The 14,569-nt window shown below is 66.5% G+C and carries 15 protein-coding genes; 9 read left to right on the top strand and 6 right to left on the bottom strand.

What is annotated here, in order from left to right; all coding sequences use genetic code 11:
- Window position 1 precedes the first annotated feature (1 nt).
- The 4 genes from JOE41_RS06905 to proC all read left to right on the top strand — a co-directional run bounded on the left by JOE41_RS06905 (window position 2) and on the right by proC (window position 3,947).
- Window positions 2–838 carry a sugar phosphate isomerase/epimerase gene (locus JOE41_RS06905; protein ID WP_209751664.1) on the top strand — a complete coding sequence of 279 codons (837 nt, stop codon included), beginning with the start codon at window positions 2–4 and terminating at the stop codon, window positions 836–838.
- 112 nt (window positions 839–950) lie between these two features.
- Entirely contained in the window at window positions 951–1,292 is a 342-nt protein-coding gene (locus JOE41_RS06900; protein ID WP_209751662.1) for a YciI family protein, read from the top strand.
- 18 nt (window positions 1,293–1,310) lie between these two features.
- The gene (locus JOE41_RS06895; protein ID WP_209751660.1) at window positions 1,311–2,621 is read left to right on the top strand and encodes an RNA polymerase sigma factor; all 1,311 of its coding nucleotides are present in this window, start codon (window positions 1,311–1,313) and stop codon (window positions 2,619–2,621) included.
- Between the two features lie 492 nt (window positions 2,622–3,113).
- Entirely contained in the window at window positions 3,114–3,947 is an 834-nt protein-coding gene (gene proC, locus JOE41_RS06890) for a pyrroline-5-carboxylate reductase (protein ID WP_209751658.1), read from the top strand.
- 20 nt (window positions 3,948–3,967) lie between these two features.
- Here the strand turns inward: proC and JOE41_RS06885 are convergent, their stop codons facing one another.
- On the bottom strand, window positions 3,968–4,606 hold the full coding sequence (locus tag JOE41_RS06885) for a TrkA family potassium uptake protein (RefSeq protein ID WP_209753570.1): 639 nt from the start codon (window positions 4,604–4,606) through the stop codon (window positions 3,968–3,970).
- Between the two features lie 40 nt (window positions 4,607–4,646).
- Window positions 4,647–6,080 (bottom strand): TrkH family potassium uptake protein, encoded by a 1,434-nt coding sequence (locus tag JOE41_RS06880; RefSeq protein ID WP_011693171.1) that lies wholly within the window; start codon window positions 6,078–6,080, stop codon window positions 4,647–4,649.
- A gap of 104 nt (window positions 6,081–6,184) precedes the next feature.
- Here JOE41_RS06880 and JOE41_RS06875 point away from each other — a divergent pair, with 104 nt between their 5' ends.
- Entirely contained in the window at window positions 6,185–7,408 is a 1,224-nt protein-coding gene (locus JOE41_RS06875) for an acetoin utilization protein AcuC (protein ID WP_209751656.1), read from the top strand.
- 44 nt (window positions 7,409–7,452) lie between these two features.
- On the opposite strand, the gene JOE41_RS06870 is transcribed toward JOE41_RS06875, so the two are convergent.
- Window positions 7,453–7,953: a hypothetical protein gene (locus JOE41_RS06870; RefSeq protein ID WP_232223542.1), complete on the bottom strand. Its 501-nt coding sequence runs from the start codon at window positions 7,951–7,953 to the stop codon at window positions 7,453–7,455.
- A 160-nt stretch (window positions 7,954–8,113) separates the two neighbouring features.
- Here JOE41_RS06870 and JOE41_RS06865 point away from each other — a divergent pair, with 160 nt between their 5' ends.
- Window positions 8,114–8,671: a helix-turn-helix transcriptional regulator gene (locus JOE41_RS06865; protein ID WP_209751653.1), complete on the top strand. Its 558-nt coding sequence runs from the start codon at window positions 8,114–8,116 to the stop codon at window positions 8,669–8,671.
- A 105-nt stretch (window positions 8,672–8,776) separates the two neighbouring features.
- Here JOE41_RS06865 and JOE41_RS06860 read toward each other — a convergent pair whose 3' ends face one another.
- Window positions 8,777–10,156: an alpha-hydroxy acid oxidase gene (locus JOE41_RS06860; RefSeq protein WP_280873413.1), complete on the bottom strand. Its 1,380-nt coding sequence runs from the start codon at window positions 10,154–10,156 to the stop codon at window positions 8,777–8,779.
- A gap of 119 nt (window positions 10,157–10,275) precedes the next feature.
- Here JOE41_RS06860 and JOE41_RS06855 point away from each other — a divergent pair, with 119 nt between their 5' ends.
- Window positions 10,276–10,983 carry a FadR/GntR family transcriptional regulator gene (locus JOE41_RS06855; RefSeq protein WP_043430996.1) on the top strand — a complete coding sequence of 236 codons (708 nt, stop codon included), beginning with the start codon at window positions 10,276–10,278 and terminating at the stop codon, window positions 10,981–10,983.
- Window positions 10,984–11,001: 18 nt separating this feature from the next.
- Here the strand turns inward: JOE41_RS06855 and JOE41_RS06850 are convergent, their stop codons facing one another.
- Entirely contained in the window at window positions 11,002–11,142 is a 141-nt protein-coding gene (locus tag JOE41_RS06850; protein ID WP_209753713.1) for a hypothetical protein, read from the bottom strand.
- 109 nt (window positions 11,143–11,251) lie between these two features.
- Between JOE41_RS06850 and JOE41_RS06845 the strand changes: the two genes are divergently transcribed.
- Complete coding sequence (locus JOE41_RS06845) at window positions 11,252–11,842, top strand: TetR/AcrR family transcriptional regulator (RefSeq protein WP_209751651.1); 591 nt, start codon at window positions 11,252–11,254, stop codon at window positions 11,840–11,842.
- Between the two features lie 14 nt (window positions 11,843–11,856).
- Here JOE41_RS06845 and JOE41_RS06840 read toward each other — a convergent pair whose 3' ends face one another.
- Window positions 11,857–12,879 carry a LacI family DNA-binding transcriptional regulator gene (locus tag JOE41_RS06840; RefSeq protein WP_209751649.1) on the bottom strand — a complete coding sequence of 341 codons (1,023 nt, stop codon included), beginning with the start codon at window positions 12,877–12,879 and terminating at the stop codon, window positions 11,857–11,859.
- Window positions 12,880–13,081: 202 nt separating this feature from the next.
- On the opposite strand from JOE41_RS06840, the gene JOE41_RS06835 reads away from it, so the two are divergent.
- Window positions 13,082–14,569 (top strand): Gfo/Idh/MocA family protein, encoded by a 1,488-nt coding sequence (locus tag JOE41_RS06835; protein ID WP_209751647.1) that lies wholly within the window; start codon window positions 13,082–13,084, stop codon window positions 14,567–14,569.

Here is a 14,569-nt window from a genome sequence, read left to right as displayed (position 1 = left end):
GATGAGCGCCGCCGTCGAACGTTCCCCGGAAGAAAAACGCGTGATCCCGGTGGCGCTGTCCAGCGCGTCTGTCTACCCGCTGAGCGTGCACGATGCTTTCGCCGTGGCCCAGGACCTTGGTTTTGACGGCGTGGAAGTGATGGTCACCAACAATGCCACCAGCCAGAGCCCGCACTCCCTCCTGGAGCTCAGCCACCGTTACCGGCAGCCGATCGTGTCCATCCACGCGCCCACGCTGCTGTTGACCCAGAAGGTCTGGGGCTCGGCCTGGAACAAGATCGAAATGTCCTGCCGGATGGCGCGTGAAGTGGGCTGCGGGACCGTGGTGGTCCATCCGCCGTTCCGCTGGCAGAACAACTACGCGGAGAACTTTCCGGCAGGCATTCGCCAGCTCGCCGACATGTACCAGGTGCGGATCGCCGTCGAAAACATGTACCCGTGGCGCGTGCGGGGCCGGGAGACTGTTGCCTACCTGCCGCACTGGGACCCGCTGGGCCAGGATTACGACGACGTCACGTGGGATTTCTCGCACGCCGCCACTGCGGGGGCCAACAGCGTTGAGGCGATCAAGGCACTCGGCAGCAAGCTCAGGCACATCCACCTCACGGACGGCTCGGGTTCCAGCCGGGACGAGCACTTGATTCCCGGCCGCGGCAACCAGGGCTGTGCGGAAGCGCTGCAGCACTTGGCGGGCAGCGGATTCGACGGCGTGGTGGTGGCGGAAATTTCCACCCGACGGGCAAAATTCGCAGGTGAACGCGAACTGTGGCTTAACGAAACCCTGAAGTTCGCACGCCAGCACCTGAGCCACCCGTTGGTCGGTGCACGCGAGGCGTAGCAGGTTCTTCGCAGAAGGAACGCGGGCGGTGTGTCGATACGGGCGGGAGCCATTCGTATAGAAGGTGAGAGGCGGGCACCCGGCCGGCCGACTCCTCAAGGAGGAAAACCAAATGTCACAATATCTGCTGAGCATCTACCAGCCTGACGGTCCCGTCCCGGACGCGGAGTTCCTGGAGCCCATCATGCGCGGCCTTGAAGGCCTGAACCAGGAAATGAAGGCGGCCGGCGCCTGGGTGTTCGCCGCCGGCCTCCATCCCGCCGACACTGCCACCGTCCTGCGGCCGGACGGGGACGACGTCCTTATCACCGACGGCCCGTTCACCGAAGGCAAGGAGCATCTGGGCGGCTTCACCGTCATCGATGTGGATGATCTCGATGCAGCCCTTGACTGGGCCCGCCGGCTAGCCAGGATCGTGACTTTGCCAGTCGAAGTCCGTCCCTTCCAGCACTAAGCCCTCGGCGACGTCCGGATGACGGGGCGCGGTTCCGCTGCCGGGGGTTCCGCCTCGGGGGATTCCAGCAGCGAGATAGCCCGGATCTTCCGCCGGGAGTACGGCCGCGCCGTGGCAGTGCTGGTCCGGCTACTCGGCAGCATCGACCTCGCCGAGGACGCCGTGCAGGACGCGTTCACGGCGGCGGTGCAACGCTGGCCCTCCAGCGGCGTCCCGCCCAGCCCGGCCGGATGGATTATCACCACGGCCCGCAACAGGGCCATCGACCGGCTCCGGCGTGACGCCGCCCGCGACGACAAATACGCCAGGGCCGCCCTGCTGCATGCCCGCGCCGGAGACGCCTCCGGCGCGGCGCCCGAGGATCTGCTGATGGATGAGCTGGAAGAGGAGGCCGGGGTGCGCGATGACACGCTGCGGCTGATCTTCACCTGCTGCCACCCGGCCCTGGGAACCCCGGCCCGCGTGGCGCTGACGCTACGCCTCCTGGGCGGGCTGAGCACCGCGGAGATAGCCCGCGCCTTCATGGTGCCGGAAAAGACCATGGCCCAGCGGCTGGTCCGGGCCAAGGCGAAAATACGGGACGCCCGGATTCCCTACCGCGTGCCCCACGGTTCCGAGCTGCCGGAGAGACTGACGGCCGTTCTCGCTGTGGTCTACCTCATCTTCAATGAGGGCTACAGCGCAAGCTCCGGCGACGCACTGGTCCGGGTCGAGCTCTGCGGGGAGGCCGTCAGACTGGCCCGGCTGCTGGTGGCCCTGATGCCGGATGAACCCGAAGCCCAGGGGCTTCTTGGGCTGCTGCTGCTGGTGGAGTCGCGGCGCGCAGCCAGGATGGCACCCGACGGCGGCATGGTGCTGTTGGCGGACCAGGACCGGCAGCTGTGGGACAAGGACCTGATCCTTGAGGGGCAGGCCCTTGTGCGCCGGTGCCTTCGCCGGAACCGGCCGGGACCGTACCAACTTCAGGCCGCCATCAACGCTGTGCACAGTGATTCCCCGTCAGCCGGCGAAACGGACTGGGAGCAGATCCTACAGTTGTACGATCAGCTCCTGCAGGCGTCGCCGGGTCCGGTGGTGGCACTCAACCGCGCGGTGGCCGTTGCCGAAGTGCACGGCCCTGAGGCAGCCCTCGGCCTGGTCGACGCCCTGGAACTGGCAGGCTACGGGGTGTTCCACTCCGTGCGCGCGGATCTCCTCCGGCGCCTGGGCCGCTTTTCCGAAGCCAGGGAGGAATACCGCAAGGCACTGGGGCTGGCAGGCAACGCGGCCGAGAGGCGGTTCCTGGAAGGCCGGCTGCTTGGGCTGCCCGCGGCGGACCGGCCGGGTTAACGAGAAAACGCCGGGCGGTCCTGCCGAAGGAATTGGGGGAACCCTTCCGCAGCCGCCCGGCGCTCCGCCGGTTCCGAAGAACCGGCTGTCATCACTCGCACCTGTGAGGCACTTTCCAAGTTACAGACACACCTTGGGCGTTTCGGGAGTTTACCCTGTGCGTTGGCTGGCAATCCGTGCGCTGGGCGGGACTTGAATGCGGTGGCCAGGGCTTAAATGAGAAGCACCGGCGGCCTCGCAGGAAAATGGGGGAAACCTGCTGCAGACCACCGGTGCCGGGCAAACATCCCCATGCTTGCCTCATCACTCGCACCCTCAATGAGGTAATAACTACGGTAGGCGCCGACTTTGTGAGGAAGCTGCGCCGATCATGTGAGCCAGCTGTGAATGGGGGCGGGCCCGTTTGCCGCTGGCTGCCACTGCGCGGCTGGAGGGCGTCCGGATAGCAGCCCCCGGATGCGGCGACGCGCGCCGAACTGCAATGATGGACCAATGAGCAACCGAATCGCATTCCTTGGCTGTGGATCCATGAACGAGGCCGTCATGAGCGGCATGCTGGAGGCCGGAACGGACCCGGCGGACGTCGTGGCCACTGTCCGGCGCGCGGAGCGTGCTGCCGAACTCGCCCAGCGGCACGCCGGCATCACCGCCATTGCCGGCGAGGAGGAGCCGGAGAACAACAAGCAGGCGGCAACCGGCGCCGACGTCGTGATTCTGGGTGTCAAGCCTGTGGGAATCACCGACCTCGCGCGGGAAATCAGCGGTTCGCTTTCCCCGGAAGCCATCGTGGTCAGCGTTGCCGCTGCGGTGTCCATTGCCCAACTTGAAGCCGCCCTGCCAGCCGGCCAGCCGGTGATCCGCACCATGCCCAATACCCCTGCCAAGCTGGGCCGCGGCGTCGTGTCCGTCTCACCCGGTACCAACTGCTCGGCCGAACAGCTGCAGTTGGCCAAGGACATCCTCAAGGGTGCGGGCACCGTGGTGGAGGTGCCCGAAGAACAGGTGGACGCGCTGTCGGCCATCAGCGGTTCGGGGCCGGCCTACGTGTTCTACCTGGCCGAGGCGATGGCTGCCGCCGGTGTGGAGCTGGGGCTGGATCCGGAGTTGTCGCTGCTGCTGGCGCGGGAAACGGTTGCCGGAGGCGGCCTGATGCTGGCCGAGCCCGGCGCGGACCCAACTGCCCTGCGCAAGGCCGTGACCAGCCCGAACGGGACCACAGAGCGCGCAATAGCCACGTTCGACGAGCGGGGCCTGCCCGCGATCATCGCCGAGGGCGCCCGCGCCGCGGCAGCCCGCGCAGCCGAGATCACGAAGCAACTGGGCTAACGGCTCAACCGCCGGCCCGGCTAGGGGCGGGCGGCAAACCGTTCCAGCAGGTCCACGTGGCCGGACACGATCAGCATGTCCCGGGAGGACACCTTGGTTTCCGGCCGGGCATACGTGAAGTCTTCGCCCGGCGACTTTACGCCGACAATGGTTACGCCGTACTTGGAGCGGACCTTGGACTCGTCCAGGGTGAAGCCCACGGTTTCGCGCGGCGGGTACATCTTCACGATCGCGAAGTCGTCGTCGAACTCGATGAAGTCCAGCATGCGGCCGGAGACCAGGTGGGCGGCCCGGACACCGGCGTCGGCCTCTGGGTAGATCACGTGGTTGGCGCCGATCCGGGTGAGGATCTTGCCGTGCGAGGGCGTGATCGCCTTGACCCACAGGTGCTCGATGCCGAGGTCCACGAGGTTCACGGTGATCAGCACCGAGGATTCGATGGACGTCCCCACTCCCACCACTGCGGAGCTGAACTCCTGTGCACCGAGCTGCCGGAGTGCGTCGATGTTCGTGGCGTCGGCCTCGACGACGTGCGTGAGTATGGGCGCCCATTTCTGCACCAGGTTGCGGTCGCGTTCGATCGCCAGGACCTCGCGCCCCTGCTTGACCAGCTGTTCGGCGGTGGACGAGCCAAAGCGGCCCAGCCCGATCACCAGCACGGGGGCGTTGTGGGCGGGGCGGTTGACGGCGCCTGAGGGATTAGCCAATGATGGGCCTCTCTTCCGGGTAGTGGTACAGCTGGCTGCGCTGGCGCAGTGCCAGGGCAGCGGCAAGGGTCACGGTTCCCACACGGCCGGCGAACATCAGCGCGGTCAGGACATAAACGCCCGACGGCGGCAGCTCGGCACTGAGGTTGGTGCTGAGGCCCACGGTGGCGAAGGCTGAGATGGTCTCGAACAGTACGCGGTCCAGGGGCGCGCCACTGATATGCAGGAGCGTGAAGGCAGAAACGGAAACCAGGGTTGCGCCGGCGACGATCACCGAGATGGCAACCCGCATGGTTCCCTGCGGGATGGTGCGGCCGTAGACCTTCACGTCGGCGTCGCCGCGGGCCTCGGCCACGATGGCCAGGAACATGACGGCGATGGTGGTCACTTTGATGCCGCCCGCAGTGGAAGCTGAACCGCCGCCGGCGAACATGAGGGCATCAGTGAGGAGCATGGTGGTGGATTCCATGTGGTTCTGGTCCACCAGGTTGAAGCCGCCGGACCGGGTCATGACGGAGGCGAAGAGCGAGTGCGTGATTTTGTCGCCGACGTCCATGGACCCGATGGTCCGCACGTTTTCCCACTCCATCAGCCCCCACAGCACGGTTCCGGCAGCCAGCAGGATGAACGACACCTGGATGGTCAGCTTGGTGTGCAGGTTCCATTTCTTCCAGTTCAGCCCGTTCTGCTGCAGCACCATCACCACAGGGAAACCAAGGCTGCCCAGGAACACACCGAGCATCAGCGGGACCAGGATCCACAGATCGGTCTCGTACGGGACGATCCCGTCCGAGTGCGGGGTGAAACCGGCGTTGTTGAAGGCGGAGATCGCATAGAAAACGCCATGCCACACGGACTGGCCAAAGCTCTCGCCCAGCGCCAGGAAGCGGGGGATAAGGGCCAGTGCCAGGCTGCCTTCGATGACCACGGACGTGGTGATGACGATCCGCAGCAGGGTGCCCACTTCGCCAAGGCGCCCGGCATTGTTCATGGCTTCCTGGGCAATGAGCTTGCCGCGAACCCCGAGCTTCTTGCTGACCATGAGGGCCAGCAGCGAGGCCAGGGTCAGCGTGCCCAGGCCGCCGACGAAAATGCCGATCAGGATGACCAGCTGGCCGAAGAAGGACCAGTGCACGGCCGTGGACACGACGGTGAGGCCCGTAACGCAGACGGCGGACACCGCGGTGAACAGGGCCTGGTGCAGGGGAGTGAAATTGCCGGTGGCGGACGCCGCCGGCATGGACAGGAGAGCTGTGAACAGGATGATGACAACACCGAACGCAGTCAGCGCCAGCCGCGCCGGTGACGTGTTGGCGATGTTGTCGATGAAGTCGCGGATCCCCGTGAAGATCCACAGACCTTCACGCTCCGGCATGCCGGGGTGCCAGTTCGCCGGGCTCTTGGACCTCGGCTGGCTTTGCGTCATGTGCGGCTTTTCCTCGGTTGAAACTGCTTCCTTCAGTAGTAAACCACTATATTCCGCGCGATGACCGGGAAATCAGCGCGCCCGGCTCAGGTAGCCTGTCCTTGATGACATTCCTGCCCGGACTCGCTCAATCCGCACTGCCAACGATGGTGGTGTGGGATATGGCCATGACCGCCTATAACTTTGGCCACGGGCACCCGATGGCACCCGAACGCATGGAGCTCACTGCCCGCCTCGCCCGCAGCCTGGGCCTGCTGGACCTGGGGCACGTTACCGTGGCTGCCCCGGAAGTGGCCGGTGACGACGAACTGTGCACCGTCCATAGCGCCGAATTCGTGGCGGCGGTCCGGCGGGTCAGCCTGAACCCGGACCAGCCCGACCTGGAGCGGGGCCTGGGCACGGAGGATGACCCCGCTTTTGCCGGCATGCATGAGGCCAGCGCGCGGCTTGCCGGCGGTTCACTGATGGCAGCCAGTGCGATCCTTGACGGCAGCGCCGTCCGGGCGGTCAACTTCGGCGGCGGCATGCACCACGCCGCCAAGGAGCGGGCCAGCGGCTTCTGCATTTACAACGATGCCGCCCTGGCCATCCAAAGACTGCTCGACGGCGGTTTGCAGCGCGTGGCATATATCGACGTCGACGCCCACCATGGCGACGGAACGCAGAGTATCTTCTGGGATGATCCGAGGGTCCTCACCATTTCCCTGCACGAGACCGGGCTGACACTTTTCCCCGGGACGGGCTTCGCCAACGAGATCGGCGGCCCCAACGCCCAGGGCAGTGCGGTCAATGTGGCCCTTCCGGCCGGAACGGGCGACGCCGGCTGGCTGCGGGCCTTCCATGCGGTCGTGCCGCAGCTGATCGGCGCCTTCGAACCCGAAGTGATTGTGAGCCAGCACGGCTGCGACTCGCACCGGCTTGATCCCCTGACGCACCTCAACATCAGCGTGGACGGCCAGCGTGAAGCGGCCACCGCCGTCGGGAATCTCGCAGCGCGCTACTGCGGCAACCGGTGGATTGCCACCGGCGGGGGCGGCTACAACGTGATCAGCGTGGTGCCGCGCTCCTGGAGCCACCTGATCGCCGTCGCGGCCGGCAGGCCCGTGCCGCTCCGGACGCCCGTTCCCGAGGACTGGCGGACGTACGTCCAGGACAAGTACGGGGCACTCTACGGGGTGACGGCGCCCGAACTCATGGGCGATGACGTCGATCTGTGGTGGCGTTCATGGGAGGTCGGCTTCGATCCCAACGACGAGGTGGACCGCACCGTGATGGCCACGCGCAAGGAAGTGTTTCCGCTATACGGCCTGGACCCCTGGTTCGACTAGCACCTGGTTGGACAAGCGCCTGGTTGGTCAAGCGCCTGGTTCGATTAGGTGAGCGGTTTTTCCGTCTGGAACACCACCCCGGCGGCGCCGATGAGCCAGCCCAGCAGGGACAGTGCGAAGGCGCCAATAAGGTCCGTTGACGCAGTTCCCTTGACCAGCCAGAGGAGCAGGACCAGCAGCCCCACTGCGAGGTAAACCACCACCGCGGCCACGATCCGCCCGGACAGCCGGGCCGTGACTTCGGCCGGGTTGAAGGCGGCGGTGGCGCCGGCTTGGCCGGGTTTCAGATCGCGGCGGGCTTCCTCGTCGCGGCGGACTTCGGCAATGGTGAAACCCAGGGCCGAGGCGGTCAGGGAGCTCAGGGACGTTGCCAGGACGCCCGCTGCCGTAACCAGGGCTCCGTTCAGGGGCGGCGCGACCGTCCTACCGTCCGGCACCCAGAAGCCGACGCGCAGCAGCACGGATCCCCAGACCGCCACGAACAGGCCCAAAAACACAAAAGCGATGATGTTGAACAGCTGCTGGCGCAGGAAATCCATGGCCATCCACCCCTCATATTTGAGCGGCCGCAGCCGGACAGCCCGGGGCAACCGTGAGTCCGTTGTAGCACTGCGGCAGATGCGGGGCAATGGCCGTTGTGCGCGGGAGGTCCGCGGGAGGAAATAGTGGATGCCATCCGGCGTATATGTCGCTAGGGTGGATCCCATGGTGACAGACGACGTATTTGCCGTCATTGCTGAGGCAACCCGGCGTGACATTCTGGTATCCCTCCGCTCGGGGGACAAAGCAGTGGGGGAGCTGGTTGAGGAACTGGACGCCAGCCAGCCCACCATCTCCAAACATTTGAAAGTGCTTCGCGAGGCTGATCTGGTCAGCATGCGCGCCCAGGGCCAGAAGCGCTACTACGCGCTGAACCCCAAGCCGCTTGCCGGCGTCGCCAGCTGGCTGGAGACGTTCGACGTCGGGCCGCGTGCCGCCGCCGTCAGCTCACCGGCCGCGCAGGTCCTGGAAGAAAAAACGGTGCAGGCAGCGGAAACCGCGGCTGCCGCGCCGGTGCCGGCCGCTACGGGCCCCGGCCGTCCGGCTGCCGCAGCGGTGCCCGGCGCCTCGGAAGGCGGGCAGCTCAGCCCTGCCGTGGCGATTCCGGTGGCCACGGCAGGGGACGACACCGTCCCGCAGCAGATCGGCCGCACCGTGGGCCGGGCCGCCACGAAGGCCGCAGACCTCATCGCGAACCTGCCAAAGTTCGGCCGCAAAAAGTAGCCCCGCGTCACCCAACTGACTCGCAGACAACGCTGTGAAAACCCGTTGTGGGTGCGTTAACTGCCAGCCAGTTGGGCGGGGCAGCTGGTGGCCGGGTGTGCCGGCCTACTTGCCGAGGATCCGGACGTGGTCCGGGGTGAGCTCGGAGAGCTTGCTGACGCCCAACAGCGCCATGGTGCGGGTCATGTCCTTTTCCAGGATCTGGATGGCGCGGTCCACGCCGGCCCGGCCGCCGGCCATAAGGCCGTACAGGTAAGCGCGGCCGATCAGCGTGAAGTCGGCGCCCTGGGCCAGTGCGGCAATGATGTCGGCGCCGCTCATGATGCCGGTGTCCAGGATGATGGCGGCGTCGGAGTTGTCCTTGGTAAAGGCTTCCTTGACGCCGGGCAGGAGGTGGAACGGGATGGGCGCACGGTCCAGCTGGCGTCCGCCGTGGTTGGACAGCACCACGCCGTCGGCGCCGTGGTCCACCACCTTGCGGGCGTCGTCGACGGTCTGGATGCCCTTGACCACGAGCTTGCCCTTCCAGGTTTCGCGCAGCCAGTCCAGGTCCTCGAACGTCAGGGTGGGATCGAACATGGAGTTGATCAGGTCCGCCACGGTGCCGGTGTAGCGGGAGAGCGACGCAAACGTCAGCGGCTCGTGGGTGAGGAAGTTGAACCACCAGGCCGGTCGGTAGGACGCATCCAGCACGGTCTTGATGGTCAGCGCCGGCGGAATTGTCATGCCGTTGCGGACGTCGCGGAGGCGGGCCCCGGCGACGGCGGTGTCCACGGTGACCATCAGGGTGTCGTTTCCTGCCTTGGCGGCGCGCTCGATCAGTTCGAGGGAGCGGTCACGGTCCGTCCACAGGTACAGCTGGAACCAGTTGCGTCCGTTGGGCGCCGCCTCGGCGACATCCTCGATGGATGCGGTGCCCATGGTGGACAGCGTGTAGGGAATGCCGGCGGCTTCGGCGGCCTGGGATCCGGCGTACTCGCCTTCGGACTGCATCATCCGGGTGAAACCGGTGGGCGCGATGCCGACGGGCAGTCGGGAGGGCTTGCCCAGGATGTCGGTGCTCAGGTCGATACTGGAGACGTTCCGAAGGACGCCCGGCCGGAACTCGATGTCCAGGAAGGCCTCACGGGCGCGCCGCAGGGTGATTTCGGCTTCGGCGGCGCCGTCGGTGTAGTCGAACGGTGCCTGCGGGGTGCGGCGCTTGGCCATGTCCCGCAGTTCCCAGATGGTGCTGGCGCGCTGCAGCTTCGCGGCACGGCTGAACTCGGGTTTCTTGAACTGCATCAGCGGGGCGAGGTCCGAGTACTTCGGCACGCGGCGCTTGAGCGCGGCCGGGACTGCCGCTGCTGCCCGGTTCACTGCGCCGGACAACGCTGCGCCGGTCTGGGATGCTACGGCTGCGCTGCTGGCGGCCGTGGACGGCACGTCCGTTGCGTCGGGGGCCGGGGTGGCCTCAGGGTTGTTGGGCTGGATGGTGTGCGTCATTGCTGCCTCCGGGGGCATCGGGCTGAAGTGGCTCTGGACGGGCCGCTCTGGACAGATGGATCTGTGGTCTAACCACACTCTAAAGGATGTGGTCCAACCACATCAAGTACCATTGGCCCATGCGTACCCATCAATTGGTCCTGCAGTGGATCGAGAACCAGCTTTCCAGCGGCGAACTGGCCCTGGGCGGCCGGCTGCCGGCTGAGCGGACGCTGGCCGAACAGCTGCAGGTCTCGCGGACATCAGTCCGTGAAGCGATCCGGATCCTGGAAGCCATGGGCGTTGTCCGCGCCGGGGTGGGATCCGGTCCCGACGCCGGCACGGTGGTCATCGCGGACCCGACGGCGGCGCTCGGATCGGCGCTGCGACTCCACGTGGCCACCTCGCACCTGCCCGTGGCGGATATCGTGCAGACCCGCGTGCTGCTCGAATCCTGGGCGGTTGCCCGGGCCCGCACGGACTCCCCAGCGCTGGCAGAGGCCGCCGAGCTGCTGGAAAAGATGGAGGCGTGCCCGGACACCGACGAATTCCTGGCCCTCGACGTCCGCTTCCACCTGGCCCTCGCCGAAGCTGCCGGCAACGCCGTGGTTAGCGCCATGATGGGCTCCCTGCGGGAGGCGATCCAGAGCTACGCCGGCAAACTCACGGCGAACCTTCCGGACTGGGATGCCACTGCCGCCCGGCTCCGCGCCGAACACCGCGAGATCCTCGCTGCCATTAACCACCACGACGGCGGCAGGGCGGCCGGGCTCGTGGCAGCCCACATCGAGGGGTATTACAAAGAGGCCGGGCTGGGTCCGAAGGATTCGGACCCGGCCCGGCCGTAGCCCGTGCGGGAGGGGGCGTCAGCGCAGTTCGATCTCCAGTACCTGGAAGTCGTCAGCCGCGTGGCGGCCCACCAGCAGGCGGAACGCGCCCTGCTCGAAATGCGAGCCGGCGGACCGGGCGCAAGCAGCGGAATCCTGGGGAATGGTCTTGACGGCCACATTGCCTCCTGACGAAAAGTGACCCTCCGTTGGGTCCTGACAATGATGGTAGCGACAAAAACCAAGTCTGACTAGATTTTTGTGGAAAGGAGTGAAATACACTGACTCAATGTCAACGTCGAAGCCACGCGGCCAGTACGCCAAGGGAGCGGAACGCCGCGAACAGATAATCCAGACGGCCACGGATGTTTTTGCAACAGAAGGCTTCGAGGGTACGGCGCTCAAACGCGTAGCCGAGCTGGTGGGGGTGAAGGAAGCCACCCTGTTCCATTACTTTCGCGGCAAGCAGGAGCTGCTGACCGCTGTGCTCGCCGAACGGGACCGCAGGAGCCTGGCCGCCGGGGAAGACGAGGAAGTGGGCCTGCGGCTGATGGCGCCGATCGCCGAACGCAACCGCAGGGAGCCGGGGCTCACCACGCTTTATGCCGTGGCTTCAGCGACGGCGAATGATCCGGGGCATGATTCGCACTCCTATTTCCAGGAGCGCTACGCCCAGGTGGTGGCGGAACTGGCCGAGGACATTGGCCGACGCCAGGAGGCCGGTGAGGTGCGCCGGGACGTGCCCGCGCAAAAACTGGCGCGACTGGTGGTGGCCGCGTTTGACGGCCTGCAGTTGCAGTGGCTTTATGACAAGAACGTGGACATGGCGGACGGCCTGACGCAGCTGGTTGATGTCCTCCTGGCGCCACCCGTAGCCTAGGCCCGGACCGGACCCTAGCCCTTCACCGCTCCCGTGCTGCCGCGGACTTCGAGCCGCGGCTGGAACACTGTGGGTCCTTCGGCGGCCGCATCGGAGGGGACGTGGCGGATCAGGTCCCGCATCCGGTGCCACGCCTGCTGGCCCAGTTCGGTGATGGGCACCGCCGCCGTGGTGAGCGTGGGGGTGGTGTAGCGGGCAAAGGGGATGTCGTCGAAGCCGGTGACGGAAATGTCCTCCGGGACCCTGACGCCGCGCTCGTGGAGACCGCTCAGCAGACCCATGGCCACGAGGTCGTTGAAGGCCAGGATGCCGGTGGCTCCGCTGGCAAGGACCGCATCCACCGACTGGTGCCCTACCTCGAAGGTGGAGCCGCCGTCGAGCATCTTGAGGTCAATCTCCGGGTGGGCCGCTGTGAACTTTTCCAGTCCGACGAGACGCAGGCCGTTCGACGCGCTCCGGGCCGGTCCGGCCAGGAAGGCGAGGCGCGTGTGGCCCAGGTCCACGAGGTGTTCGGCCAGTTCCTGGATGCCCTGGCCGTAGTCCACCATCAGGCTGGGCGTGTGCGTGTCCACAGTGGTTCGGTTGATCAGCACCATGGGCTGGAGTGACGGCGCGAGCTCTTCCAGCTCGGCGTCGCCCATGCGCGGCGCACAGAGCACCAGTCCGTCGCAGCGCCGGCGGGCCTCGCCGGCGAGGATGGCTTCCTCGCTGGACACTTCGGAGGAGTCGGCGATCAGGACCCGGTAGCCGTCCTGGGCGGCGGCCATGCTGAGGCCGCGGAGGATGGCCTGGAAGGTGGGATTGGAGAGGTCCGGCACCACAATGCCGATGGTGTCCGTTTTTCCCAGCGCCAGGCTGCGTCCCACCGGGTTCGGCTGGTAGTTCAGTTCGGTGGCCGCAGCCCTGACGCGCTCGGCGATGGCGGGGTCAACAGTGAAGTTGCCGTTCATCACACGCGAAACGGTCGCGTGTGAAACGCCTGCCTTGAGGGCGACGTCGGCAATGCCGATTCGCCGGGTGGTGGCTCTCCTGCCCAAAGTGGCCCCTTTCCGGGCTTCTCCGACTCCTTCGCCGTCTTCCCCTACGGGCATTGCCGTTCGGGACGATGGTTGACGTGACCGCCAGAGTCTTGATACAAAGCTTATAACGTTCCGAGAAAACGCTTTCTCATAATTCTCACCGCACCACCACCGGCCGTCAAGCGGCCACCTTCCTGCCTTCCGAAAGGGTTACACCGCAATGGGCAACACAGCCAACACCGTCAATCCGGGCAGCAGTGCTGCCGTGGCCAGCACTGCCGCTGCCGCCGCCCCCGCCAGCGCTGTCCACCCCGCCGGCGCAGCCCCCGCCAAAGCGGTCCGCAAAGCGCGGATCGTCCTGATCGGCACGGGTGGCCGGTCCGAAATGTACATCCGCGCGATCTTCGGCAAGCATTCGGACACCGCTGAACTGGTGGCCTTCTCCGACGTCAACCCCGGCCGCGTGGAGTTCTACCAGAAGCTCATCCAGGAACTCGGCGCTCCCGGCCCCGTCGCAGCATTTGATCCCGCCGACCTGACCGCGTTCATCCGGGACAACGACATTGACCGCGTTGTGGTGACCACGCCGGACTACACCCACGCCGACTACATCGTGGAAGGCCTGGAAGCCGGTGCCGACGTGGTGGTGGAAAAGCCGCTGACCATCGATGCCGAAGGCTGCCGCCGGATCACCAGGGCCGTCGAAGAAACCGGCCGGAACGTGGTGGTCACCTTCAACTACCGCTACTCGCCGCGCAACAGCGCCCTGAAGGAAATCATCCAGAGCGGCGTGATCGGCAAGGTCACCTCGATCGACTTCAGCTGGGTTCTGGACACGGTCCACGGTGCGGACTACTTCCGCCGCTGGCACCGTGAGAAGAAGAACTCCGGCGGCCTGCTGATCCACAAGGCATCCCACCACTTCGACCTGGTCAACTGGTGGATCGACGACGTCCCGGAACGCGTTTTCGCCTCCGGAGGCTTGAAGTTCTACGGCGATAAGAACGCTGCCGAGCGTGGCCTGGGCCCGCGCCCGGAACGCGGAACGCCCGACGCCGGAACAGGCTCGGCAGAAAAGGATCCGTTCGCGCTGGACCTGCGGGAAGACGAACGCCTCAAGGCGCTCTTCCTGGACAACGAGCACTTCGACGGCTACCGCCGCGACCAGGACGTCTTCACGGCCGGCATCACCATCGAGGACAACCTCGCCCTCGTGGTGGACTACCACGGCGGCCCCATCCTCAGCTACTCGCTCAACGCCCACAGCCCGTGGGAAGGCTACCGCGTGGCAGTCAACGGCACCGAGGGCCGGGCAGAACTCGAAGTGGTGGAACGCGCCGCTGTCCTGCACAGCACGGACAAGAAGACCGTGGTGGACCCTTCGGCGACGCCCGTCGAGGAAGAGGACGCGGTGCGCCGCAACGGCGAACGCCTGGTGGTACAGCGCCACTGGGAGGCGGCCTACGAGGTGCCCATCGTCAACGGCGAAGGCGGCCACGGCGGCGGCGACGAGCTCCTCCTGTCCGATCTGTTCAACGGCCCCGGCGAGGACCCGCTGGGACGCCCCTCCGGCTACGTGGACGGACTTCGCTCCGTCTCGGTCGGCATCGCGGGCAACGCGTCCCTGGAGTCCGGGCTGCCGGTCCGCACCGCGGACCTGGGGCTCGGCGTCGACCTCCGCAGAACCCCACAGACCCGGGCCCAGTGA

This window comes from Arthrobacter sp. PvP103, from assembly GCF_017833075.1.
In the GTDB taxonomy this organism is placed as follows: domain Bacteria; phylum Actinomycetota; class Actinomycetes; order Actinomycetales; family Micrococcaceae; genus Arthrobacter.
This window is presented reverse-complemented; position numbering and strand designations above follow the sequence as displayed.